1 protein-coding gene is annotated in these 11,224 nt (G+C 76.5%); it reads left to right on the forward strand.

The window, feature by feature from the left end; translation table 11 throughout:
* Window positions 1–14: 14 nt before the first annotated feature.
* Complete coding sequence (locus tag CLT72_RS03120) at window positions 15–11,201, forward strand: type I polyketide synthase (RefSeq protein ID WP_101409424.1); 11,187 nt, start codon at window positions 15–17, stop codon at window positions 11,199–11,201.
* Window positions 11,202–11,224: the final 23 nt, after the last annotated feature.

Genomic DNA, 11,224 nt, shown 5'->3' on the forward strand with positions numbered 1-11,224 from the left:
GAAAGCGAGATGTCATGGCGGACGAAGAGCGGCTGCGCGAATACCTGACGCGGGTCGTCGCCGAACTTCAGCAGACCCGCCAACGGCTGCGCGAGGTCACCGCCGAGGAGTCCGAGCCGGTGGCGATCGTGGCGATGAGCTGCCGCTACCCGGGCGGCATCAGCTCGCCCGAACAGCTGTGGGAGTTCGTCTCGTCCGGCGGGGACGCCATCGGCGACTTCCCCACCGACCGGGGCTGGGACCTGGAGCGGCTCTACCACGCCGACCCGGACAACGCCGGCACCTCGTACACCACCTCCGGCGGGTTCCTGCACGACGCGGGGCGCTTCGACGCCGCGCTGTTCGGCATCTCGCCGCGCGAGGCGGTCGCCATGGACCCGCAGCAGCGGCTGCTGCTGGAGGTCACCTGGGAGCTGTTCGAGCGGGCCGGCATCGCCCCGCTCTCGCTGCGCGGCAGCCGCTCCGGCGTCTTCGTCGGCACCTCCGGGCAGGACTACGCCGCCGTGCTGCACCGGGCGCCCGGCGTCGAGGGGTACGTGCTGACCGGCACCGCCGCCAGCGTGGTCTCCGGCCGGCTGGCGTACACGTTCGGGCTGGAGGGCCCGTCGGTCACCGTGGACACCGCCTGCTCGTCGGCGTCGGTCGCCATCCACCTCGCCTGCCAGGCGCTGCGCCAACGGGAGTGCGGCCTCGCCCTGGCCGGCGGGGCGACCGTGCTGGCCACCCCCGGCCCGTTCGTCGAGTTCTCCCGGCAGCGCGGCCTCGCCGCCGACGGCCGGTGCAAGTCGTTCGCCGCCTCCGCCGACGGCACCGGCTGGTCCGAGGGCGTCGGCATGCTGCTGTTGGAACGGCTCAGCGACGCCCGCCGCAACGGCCACCCCGTGCTCGGCATCATCCGCAGCTCGGCGGTCAATTCCGACGGCGCGTCCAACGGCCTCACCGCCCCCAACGGCCCGTCCCAGCAGCGCGTCATCCGGCAGGCCCTGGCCGGCGCGAAGCTCACCCCCGACCTCGTCGACGTGGTCGAGGCGCACGGCACCGGCACCACCCTCGGCGACCCGATCGAGGCCCAGGCCCTGCTCGCCACGTACGGCCGGGAGCGCGGCGACGCCGCGCCGCTGCTGCTCGGCTCGATCAAGTCCAACATCGGCCACACCCAGGCCGCCGCCGGCATCGCCGGGGTGATCAAGATGGTGGAGGCGATGCGGCACGGCATCGTGCCCGCCACCCTGCACGTCGACGAGCCCACCCCCCACGTGGACTGGGCCGCCGGAGCGGTCACCCTGGTCACCGAGGCCACGCCGTGGCCCGCCGTGGACCGGCCGCGCCGCGCCGCCGTGTCCTCGTTCGGCATGAGCGGCACCAACACCCACCTCATCCTCGAACAGCCCGAGCCCGCCCGCGCCGTGGCCGACCGCCCGGAGCCGCCCGCGCCCGCGCCGGTGCTGCTCACCGGGCGTACCCGCGCCGCGCTGCGTCACCAGGCCGAGCGCTGGTCGCGCCACGTCGCCGACGACGCGGCCGTGCGACCGGGCGACGTGGCCTGGACCTCGGTGGTCTCCCGCTCGCCCCTGGAACACCGGGCGGTCGTGCTCGCCGACGACCGCGACGGCCTGCTCGCCGCCCTGCACGCCCTCGCCGACGACCGGCCCGCCCCCGGCCTGGTCACCGGCGCCGCCGCCGAGCGCGGCGGGGTCGCGTTCCTCTTCTCCGGCCAGGGCGCCCAGCGCGCCGGCGCCGGCCGGGAGCTGTACGAGACGTACCCGGTCTTCGCCGAGGCGCTCGACGAGGTCTGCGCCCACCTCGACCACCGGCTGCCCCGGCCGCTGAATCCGCTGCTGCACGCCGAGCCCGGCACCGACGAGGCCGCGCTGCTCGACCAGACCGCCTACACCCAGGCCGCGCTGTTCGCCGTCGAGGTGGCACTGCACCGACTGCTCGGCTCCTGGGGGCTGGCCCCCGACCTGGTCGCCGGGCACTCCGTCGGCGAGCTGACCGCCGCCCACGTCGCCGGCGTGCTCAGCCTCGACGACGCGTGCGCCCTCGTCGCCGCCCGGGGGCGGCTCATGCAGGCCCTGCCCGCCGGCGGCGCGATGCTCGCCGTTGCCGCCGACGAGGCCCGGGTCGCCGAGTCGATCGCGGACGTGACCGACCGGGTCGCCGTCGCCGCCGTCAACGGCCCCGGCGCCGTCGTCGTCTCCGGCGACGGCGCAGCCATCGACGAGCTGGCCGAACTCTGGACCGGCCGGGGGGTGAAGGTGCGGCGGCTACGGGTCAGCCACGCCTTCCACAGCCCGCTCATGGAGCCGATGCTCGCCGAGTTCGCCGCCGTCGCCGCCCGCCTCGACCTGCGCGCGCCCACCCTGCCGGTGGTGTCCAACCTGACCGGCGAGCTGGCCGACCCGGCGCAGCTCACCGACCCCGGCTACTGGGTGCGCCACGTCCGGGAGGCGGTCCGCTTCGCCGACGGCGTACGCACCCTGCGGGCCAACGGCGTCGGCACGTTCGTGGAGGTCGGCCCCGACGCCGTGCTCACCGCCAGCGTCCAGGAGACCCTCGCCGGGGCCGAGGCCGGCGACGCCGCCCCCGCCGTGGTGGTGCCGGTGCTGCGCCGGGACCGCCCGGACCGCCGCGCCCTGCTCGCCGCCCTCGCCCAGCTCCACGTCGCCGGCACCCCGGTGCGCTGGGCGGACGTCCTCGCCGACCGGCCCGGCCGGCTCGTCGACCTGCCCACCTACCCGTTCGAGCGGCAGCAGTACTGGGTGCCGGCCGAGACGCCCGCCGACGACACCACGACGGGCGGGGCCGGCGCGCTCGACCGGGGGTTCTGGGCGGCCGTCGAACGCGCCGACCTCGACGCGCTGCGCGACACCCTCGCCGTCACCGACACCGCCGCCGCCGAGTCGCTGCGTACCCTGCTGCCCGTCCTCGCCGACTGGCGTCGGCAGCGGCAGGAGCACTCGGTCCTCGACGGCTGGCGGTACCGGGCCGACTGGCAGGTGACCGCCGAACCCGCCCCCGCCCGGCTGACCGGCACCTGGCTGCTGGCGCTGCCCGCCGGCGGCACCGACGACCCGGCGGTGGAGGCCGTCCGGGCCGCGCTGACCGGCGCCGGCGCCGACGTGCAGCCGCTGACCGTGGAGCCGGACGCCGACCGGGCCGGCCTCGCGGCGTCCCTCGCCGGCACCGACCCCGCCGGCGTCGTCTCCCTGCTCGCCGGGGAACCGCCCGCCGCTGACGGCACCGGACTGCCCGGCCTGACCGCCACCCTCACGCTCGTGCAGGCGCTCGGCGACGCCGGGCTGGCCGCGCCGCTGTGGCTGGTCACCCGGGGCGCGGTCGCCGCCGCCTCGTACGACCGGCTCGCCGACCCGGCGCAGGCCGCGATCTGGGGCCTCGGCCGGGTCGTCGGCGTCGAGGCGCCGCACCGCTGGGGCGGCCTGGTAGACCTGCCGCCGGAGCCCGACGACCGGGCCGCCACCCGGCTCGCCGCGATCCTCACCGGATCGACCGGCGAGGACCAGATCGCGGTACGCGGCCCCGGCGTCTTCGCCCGCCGCCTGGTCCGCGCCGCCCTCGGCGACCGCCCGCCGGCGCGCCGGTTCACGCCCACCGGCACCGCCCTGATCACCGGCGGCACCGGCGGACTCGGCGCCCGCGCCGCCCGCTGGCTCGCCGCCGCCGGAGCCGAACACGTCGTGCTGGTCAGCCGGCGCGGACCCGACGCCCCCGGCGCCACCGAGCTGGAGGCCGAGCTGACCGGCCTCGGGGCCCGGGTCACCGTCGCCGCCTGCGACATCGCCGACCGGGCCGCCCTCGCCGACCTGCTCGACCGGGTCGAGTCCGCCGGACCGCCGGTGCGCACCGTCGTGCACACCGCCGGCATCGCGCAGGCCACCCCGCTGGCGGAGGTCACCCCGGCCGAGCTGGCCGAGGTGACCGTCGGCAAGACCGCCGGGGCCACCCACCTCGCCGACCTGCTCGCCGACCGGGAACTGGACGCCTTCGTCGTCTACTCGTCCATCGCCGCCACCTGGGGCAGCGGCGGGCAGGCCGGGTACGCGGCGGGCAACGCCTACCTCGACGCGCTGGTGCAGCGGCGCCGCGCCGACGGCCGCGCCGGCACCGCCATCGCCTGGGGGCCCTGGGCCGACGGCGGCATGCACGCCGCCGACGCCGAACGGAACCTGCGCCGCCGGGGCCTGCCCGCCATGGACCCGGCCGTGGCCATGGGCGCGTTGCAGCAGGCCCTCGACCACGACGACGTCACCGTGACGGTGGCAGACGTGGACTGGTCCCGGTTCGCCCCGGCGTACGCCTCCGCCCGCCGCCGGCCGCTGCTGGAGGGCGTACCGGAGGCGCGGGCCGCCCTCGACGGCGGCGCCGCGGTCGACGACGGCGACGACGGCCCGGCGGCGACCCTGCGCCGGCGCCTCGCCGGGCTGGCCCCGGCCCGCCGCGAGGAGGCCGTCGCCGACCTGGTCCGGGAGCTCGCCGCCGACGTGCTCGGCCACGACGGCGGGACCGCCGCCGTCCCGGCGACCACCGCGTTCCGCGACCTCGGCTTCGACTCGCTGACCGCCGTGGAGCTGCGCAACCGGCTCGCCGCCGCCACCGGGCAGGCGCTGCCCACCACCCTGGTCTTCGACCACCCCACCCCGGTCGTGCTGGCCCGCTTCCTGCTCGCCGGGCTCTTCGGCACCGACGCCGGGCCGGCCCCCGACGCCGCCCCGGCCGCCGTGGACGACGACGAGCCGGTGGCCATCGTCGCCATGGCCTGCCGTTACCCCGGCGGCGTCGACGACCCCGAGCGGCTGTGGCGCCTCGTCGCGGACGGCGTGGACGCCATCGGCGACTTCCCGACCGACCGGGGCTGGGACCTCGACCGGCTCTACGATCCCGACCCGGCCAACCCCGGCACCACCTACACCGACAAGGGCGGCTTCCTCGACGGCGCGGCGGAGTTCGACCCGGGCTTCTTCGGGATCTCGCCGCGCGAGGCGGCGGCGATGGACCCGCAGCAGCGGTTGCTGCTGGAGGTTTCGTGGGAGGCGGTCGAGCGGGCAGGGGTTGAGCCTGGGGTCCTACGGGGTTCGCGAACAGGGGTGTTCGTGGGCACGAATGGTCAGGACTATGGGGCCCTGCTGATGGCTGCGGGGGAGCAGGCCGAAGGGTTCGGGGCCACGGGCAACGCCGCCAGTGTGGTGTCGGGCCGGGTGGCGTACGCGTTGGGGTTGGAGGGGCCGGCGGTGTCGGTGGACACGGCGTGTTCGTCGTCGCTCGTGGCGTTGCATCTGGCGGTGCAGTCGCTGCGGCGCGGCGAGTGCGACCTGGCCCTCGCCGGTGGCGTCACGGTCATGGCCACCCCCGGCACCTTCTTCGAGTTCTCCCGGCAGCGGGGCCTGGCGGCCGACGGCCGGTGCAAGGCGTTCGCGGCCGCTGCGGACGGCACGGGCTGGGGCGAGGGCGTCGGCGTGCTGCTGGTCGAGCGGTTGTCGGACGCGCGGCGCAACGGCCACGAGGTGTTGGCGATCGTGCGGGGGAGTGCCGTCAACCAGGATGGTGCCTCCAACGGTCTGACCGCCCCGAACGGCCCCTCGCAGCAGCGGGTGATCCGGCAGGCCCTCGCGGGTGCCCGGCTGGGCACGGCCGACGTGGACGTGGTCGAGGCGCACGGCACGGGCACGACGCTGGGCGACCCGATCGAGGCGCAGGCGCTGCTGGCCACGTACGGGCAGGGCCGCGAGGGGCACGAGCCGCTGCTGCTCGGCTCGATCAAGTCGAACCTCGGGCACACCCAGGCCGCCTCGGGCGTGGCGGGTGTGATCAAGATGGTGCTGGCGATGCGCGAGGGCCTCGTCCCGGCGACGCTGCACGTGGACGAGCCGTCGCCGCACATCGACTGGACCTCTGGCGCGGTGGAGCTGGCGACGGTGTCGCGGCCGTGGCCGGCCGTGGACCGGCCGCGCCGGGCGGCGGTGTCGTCGTTCGGCATGTCCGGCACGAACGCCCACGTGATCATCGAGCAGGCCGACGAGCCGGAGGCCGTCGCCCCCGCCGTGACCGGCCCCGGACTGGTGGCGTCGGGCGTCGTGGCGTGGCCGGTGTCGGCGCGGTCGAAGGCAGCCCTGGCGGGCCAGGCGGCCCGTCTGGCGGAGTACGTGCGTGAGCACGGCGAGGTCGATCCGGCGGCGGTGGGCTGGTCCCTGGCGGCCACGCGGTCGACGTTCGATCAGCGGGCGGCCGTGGTTGGTGTGAGCGTTGAGGAGTTGCTGGCGGGGCTGGACGCTTTGGCGTCGGGGTCGCCGGCTGGCAATGTCGTCGCGGGCACCGCTACGCCCCACGGCGCGGGTGCGGTGTTCGTGTTCCCGGGTCAGGGTGCGCAGTCGGCGCGGATGGCGGCGGGTCTGGTGGGTCGTACGCCGGTGTTCGACGCCAGGTTGGCGGAGTGTCAGCGGGCCCTTGCCCCGTACCTCGATGTCGACCTGGTGTCGGTGTTGACGGGTGACGACGAGTCGTGGCTCGACCGGGTCGAGGTCGTGCAGCCGGTGCTGTGGGCCGTGGGTATGGCCCTCGCCGCCGTGTGGCAGCACGCGGGTGTGGTTCCGGCTGCGGTGGTCGGTCACTCGCAGGGCGAGATCGGTGCGGCGTGCGTGGCCGGGATTCTGTCCCTGGAGGACGCGGCGAAGGCCGTGGCGCTGCGCTCGCGGGCGCTGACGGTGCTGCGGGGTACCGGCACCATGGCCTCGGTCGACCTGTCGGCCGACGCGGTGGCCGGGCGGCTGCCGGCGTTCCCGGGCGTGGGGGTGGCGGCCGTCAACGGCCCGTCCACCGTCGTGGTCTCCGGCCCGCCGCAGCCGGTCGCGGACCTGGTGGAGTCGTGTCAGGCCGACGGGGTGCGGGCGCGGTTGATCCCGGTGGACTACGCGTCGCACTCGGCGGCCGTGCAGGAGGTCGCCGAGCAACTGCGCGCCGATCTGGCCGACGTGACTCCGCGACAGGGCCACGTCCGACTCGTCTCCACGCTCACCGGAGACTGGGTCGACCCGGCGTCGATGACGGCGGACTACTGGTACGACAACCTGCGGCAGACCGTCCAGTTCGACGCGGCCGTGCGGGTCGCCGTCGCCGCCGGGCACACCACGTTCATCGAGATCAGCCCGCATCCGGTGCTGACGATGCCGGTCACGGCGATCCTCGACGACGCCGGTGCCACCGGGCACACCCTGGGCAGCCTGCGGCGGGGTGACGACGACGCGACGCGGCTGCTGACCAACCTCGCCACCGCCCACGCGGTCGGCCTGCCCGTCGACCTGACGGCCGTGCTGGCCCAGACCGACATCGTGGCGCTGCCCACGTACGCCTTCGAACGGGGACGCTTCTGGCTGGACGCACCCGCGCACCGCGTACGCGACGTCGGCTCCGCCGGCCTCCAAGACACCGACCACCCCCTGCTCAGCGCGGCCGTACCCGTCGCCGACGACCAGACGGTGGTGCTGACCGGACGGCTGTCCGTGCGTACCCACCCGTGGCTGGCCGACCACGCCGTCGGCGGGGCGGTGATCGTCCCCGGCACCGGCGTGGTCGACATGGTGGTCCGGGCCGGCGACGAGGTCGACGCTGGCCAGGTCGGCGACCTGACGCTGATCAACCCGCTGGTGCTCCCGCCGGCCGGCGCGGTGCAGGTGCAGGTACGCGTGGGCCCGCCCGGCGACACCGGCGAGCGCAGCGTCACCGTGCACTCCCGCCCCGAGGAGAACGCCGACGCGGAGTGGACCCGGCACGCCGAGGGCCTGCTGCTGGCGCACCTGCCCGCCCCGGCCGCCGTACCGGGGCAGTGGCCGCCGGCCGACGCCGTCGAGGTCGACGCCGACCTGGACGCCTGGTACGCGCAGATGGCCGAGGGCGGCCTCGGCTACGGCCCCGCCTTCCGGGGCCTGCGCCGCGTGTGGCGCGGCGACGGCGAGGTCTACGCCGAGGTGGCCCTGCCCGAGGGAGCGGGCGCCGACGCGTCCCGCTTCGGGCTGCACCCGGCGCTGTTCGACGCGGCCCTCCAGGCCAGTGGGGTCACCGCCCTGCTCGGCGACCCGGCGGACACCTCCGGCGTGGGCTGGATGCCGTTCGCCTTCCGTTCGGTCGCCCTGCACGCCCACGGCGCCACCCGGCTGCGGGCGCGGCTGCGCCCGCTCGGCCCGGACACCGTCGCGGTCACCCTCGCCGACACCGCCGGCCAGCCCGTGGCGACCGTCGAGTCGCTGACGTTCCGCCCGGTCGCCGCGGGCCGGGCCGACGAGGCCGCCGCCCTGCGCCGCACCTCGGTGTTCCACCTGGACTGGACGCCGCTGCCGGGCACCGACGCGGCGGCGGGGGAGGCCACCCGCTGGGTGCTGCTCGGCGACGACACCCTCGGCCTCGCCGGGGCGCTCACCGCCGCCGGGCACCCGGTGCGGGCCCACGCCGACCTGGCGGCGCTGGTCGCCGAGGTCGGGGAGTCCGGGTACGTACCCGATGTGGTGCTGGACCTGCGCTCCGGCGCGGAGTCGGACCCGCAGCGGGCCGGCGCGGCCGCACACGACGCGGCCCGCGACGCGCTCGCGCTGGTGCAGCAGTGGTTGGGCGAGCCCCGGCTGGAGCGGTCCCGGCTGGTCCTGCACACCCGGGGCGCGGTCGGCGCGGCCCCGGGCGAGGCCCCCCGCGACCTGGCCCGGGCGAGCCTGTGGGGGCTGGTCCGCTCCGCGCAGTCCGAACACCCCGGCCGGTTCACGCTGCTCGACACCGACGATGCCACCGCCTCCCTGGCGGCCGTCCCGGCGGCCGTCGCCTCCGGCGAGCCGCAGCTCGCGCTGCGCGACGGCGTGCCGCTGGTACCCCGGCTGGCCCGGGCCCGCGACGCCGGCGTGCTGCCGTTGCCCGCCGACGAGGTGCCCTGGCGCCTCGACGTCACCGAGAAGGGCACGCTGGAGAACCTCGCCCTGCTGCCCGCCCCCCGGACGACCGGGGAGCTGCCGGCGGGCCACGTCCTGGTCGGGATGCGCGCCTCCGGGCTGAACTTCCGCGACGTGGTGCTGGCCCTCGGCATGGTCCCCGACCAGGAGGTGCTGGGCAACGAGGGTGCCGGCGTGGTGCTCGGCGTCGGACCGGGGGTCACCGACCTCGCCCCCGGCGACCGGGTGATGGGCATTTTCTCCGGCTCGTTCTCCTCGGCGGCGGTCACCGACCGCCGGCTGGTCACCCGCATCCCCGACGGCTGGTCCTACACCGACGCCGCCGCCGTGCCCGTGGTCTTCCTGACCGCCTGGTACGGCCTGGTGGAGCTGGCCCGGCTGCGCGCCGGGGAGTCCGTGCTCGTCCACGCGGCGGCCGGCGGTGTCGGCATGGCGGCCGTGCAGATCGCCCGCCACCTCGGCGCGGAGGTCTACGGCACGGCCAGCCCCGGCAAGTGGCCGGCGCTGCGCGCCACCGGCTTCGACGACGCGCACCTCGCCTCCTCCCGCAGCCTCGACTTCGCCGACGAGTTCGCCCACCGCACCGGCGGGCGGGGCGTCGACGTGGTGCTCAACGCCCTCAGCGGCGAGTACGTCGACGCGTCGCTGCGGCTGCTCGCCGACGGCGGCCGGTTCGTCGAGATGGGCAAGACCGACAAACGGGACCCGCAGCGCGTCGCCGCCGACCACCCCGGCGTCAGCTACCAGGTCTTCGACCTCATCGAGGCCGGCCCCGAGAAGATCGGCGCGATGCTGGGCGAACTGATGGCCCTCTTCGCCGCCGGTGCGCTGCGGCCCCTGCCCCGGCGCACGTGGGACGTCCGGCGCGCCCCCGAGGCGTTCCGCTTCCTCAGCCAGGCCCGGCACGTCGGCAAGCTCGCGCTGAGCGTCCCGCAGGCGCCGCGGCTCGACGGCACGGTCCTGGTCTCCGGGGCGACCGGCACCCTCGGCGCGCTGCTCTGCCGCCACCTGGTCACCGCGCACGGCGCCCGGCAGCTGCTCCTGGTCAGCCGGCGCGGCCCGGACGCCGAGGGCGCCGACGACCTGCTCGCCGACCTCAAGGCCCTCGGCGCGGACGTGTCGATCGTCGCCGCCGACCTGGCCGACCCGGACGCCGTGGCGGACGTGCTCTCCATGGTGGACCGGCGGCACCCGCTGCGCGCCGTCGTGCACGCCGCCGGCGTCCTCGACGACGCCACCGTGGAGTCGCTCACCCCCGACCGCCTCGCCACGGTGCTGCGGCCCAAGGTCGACGTGGCCTGGAACCTGCACCGGGCCACCCTCGGCCACGACCTGAGCGCGTTCGTGCTCTTCTCGGCCGCCGCAGGCGTGTTCGGCGGCCCCGGCCAGGGCAACTACGCCGCCGGCAACGCGTTCCTCGACGCCCTCGCCGAGCACCGGCGGGCCCTCGGCCTGCCGGCGGTCGCGCTGGCGTGGGGCCGCTGGGCCCAGGCCAGCGGCATGACCGGCCACCTCGACTCGGCCGACATCCGCCGCCTCGACCGGGGCGGCATGGCCGCCCTCTCCGACGACGAGGGACTCGCCCTGTTCGACGCGGTCTGGCGCTCGGAGCGGGCGACCCTGATGCCCGCCAAGATCGTCACCGGGGTGGCGGCGCCCGGATCGCCCGTACACCCGCTGCTGACCAACCTGGTCCGCGCCGCCGGCCGCCGGGCCGCGGCCGGCGAGGCCGCCGACGGGCAGGCGTACGCGGAGACGCTGCGCGCCCTGCCCGACGACAAGCGGGTACGCGCCCTGCGCGACCTGGTGCTGTCGCACGTGGCGGTCGTCCTCGGCCACGGCGACCCGGCCGGCATCGAGCCGACCCGCGCGTTCCGGGAACTCGGCTTCGACTCGCTCACCGCCGTCGAGCTGCGCAACCGGCTCGGCGCGGCCACCGGGCTGCGACTGCCGGCGACGCTGGTCTTCGACAACCCGACGCCGGAGGCGCTCGCCACCCACCTGGCCGGGCAGTTCGCCCCGGTGACCCCGGCGGGGGAGACGTCGACGGCCGGCCGGGAACTCGACCGGCTGGAGGCGGCGCTCGTCGGGCTCGACCCGACCGACGACGAGTTCCGCCGGATCACCGACCGGCTGCACGGCCTGCTGGACCGGCTGACCGAGCGGCAGACGGACGCGGACGGCGACGACGACCTGGAGTCGGCCACCGCCGAGAACATCTTCGACCTGATCGACCGCGAGCTGGAGACGTCGTGACCACCAGCCGCAACGACATCAGC

Source organism: Micromonospora sp. CNZ309, assembly GCF_002846525.1.